Origin of the sequence: Legionella dresdenensis (genome assembly GCF_042649825.1) — a bacterium.
GTDB classification, from domain to species: domain Bacteria; phylum Pseudomonadota; class Gammaproteobacteria; order Legionellales; family Legionellaceae; genus Legionella_C; species Legionella_C dresdenensis.
In genome coordinates, this window is record NZ_JBHSAB010000008.1 from 1 (window position 1) to 1,272 (window position 1,272).

A 1,272-nucleotide genomic window follows, 5' to 3' on the forward strand; every position below is an offset into this window, starting at 1 on the left:
TGACCGTTGGCATCTGGAGCGAACTAAAGACGACGGTACAATCCCCGGTAATGGCGCCGGTAGTGTACACCGAGCCTGCCCAGGAACCGGCCGGACACGTTCCCCCGACGGTAGGATTGACGTTATAACCGGGGTTCGGGGTGACGGTAAATTGCTGGGTTGCGCCGGGCGTCACTGATTGCGGCGTATTCGGGTTAATGGTCAGGTTAGCATCGCCGCTCGGCGTAACGACAGGCTCCACAGAGCTAAAGGTTACCGAGCAATCGCTGGTTACAGCACCAGTGGTATAAACCGCGCCAGCCCAGGAACCGGCAGGGCATGTTCCGCCGACGGTTGGATTGACGGTATAACCTGGATCCGGGGTGACAGTAAATTGCTGGGTTGCCCCATAATTGATCGTCTGCGGTGTATTGGGGTTAATGGTCAGGTTGGCATCGCCGCTTGGCGTGACCGTCGGCATCTGTAGCGAGCTAAATGTTACCGAACAATCACTGGTAATCGCGCCGGTGGTGTACACCGAGCCTGCCCAGGAACCGGCTGGACACGTTCCCCCGACGGTGGGATCGACGTTATAACCGGGGTTCGGGGTTACGGTAAATTGTTGCGTTGCCCCATAATTAATGGTTTGCGGCGTATTGGGATTAATGGTCAGGTTGGCATCACCGCTTGGCGTGACCGTTGGCATCTGGAGCGAACTAAAGACGACGGTACAATCCCCAGTAATCGCACCGGTAGTATACACCGAACCGGCCCAGGAACCGGCCGGACACGTTCCCCCGACGGTGGGATTGACGTTATAACCTGGGTTCGGGGTGACGGTAAATTGCTGGGTTGCGCCCGGCGTCACTGATTGCGGCGTGTTGGGATTAATCGTCAGGTTAGCATCACCACTCGGCGTAACGACAGGCTCCAGAGAGCTAAAGGTTACCGAGCAATCGCTGGTTACAGCACCAGTGGTATACACCGCGCCGGCCCAGGAACCAGCAGGGCACGTTCCGCCGACGGTCGGATTGACGGTATACCCGGGATCCGGGGTGACGGTAAATTGTTGGGTTGCCCCATAATTGATCGTCTGCGGCGTATTGGGGTTAATGGTCAGATTGGCATCGCCGCTTGGCGTGACTGTTGGCATCTGGAGCGAACTAAAGACAACCGAACAATCTCCGGTAATCGCGCCGGTAGTGTACACCGAGCCTGCCCAGGAACCGGCAGGACACGTTCCGCCAACGGTGGGATCGATGTTATAGCCGGGGTTCGGGGTTACAGTAAATT

The 1,272-nt window shown here is 57.4% G+C and carries 1 pseudogene; it reads right to left on the bottom strand.

The annotated features are described in order from the left end of the window. Window positions 1–1,272: pseudogene (locus ACFORL_RS05765) on the bottom strand (hypothetical protein); the annotation flags it as partial.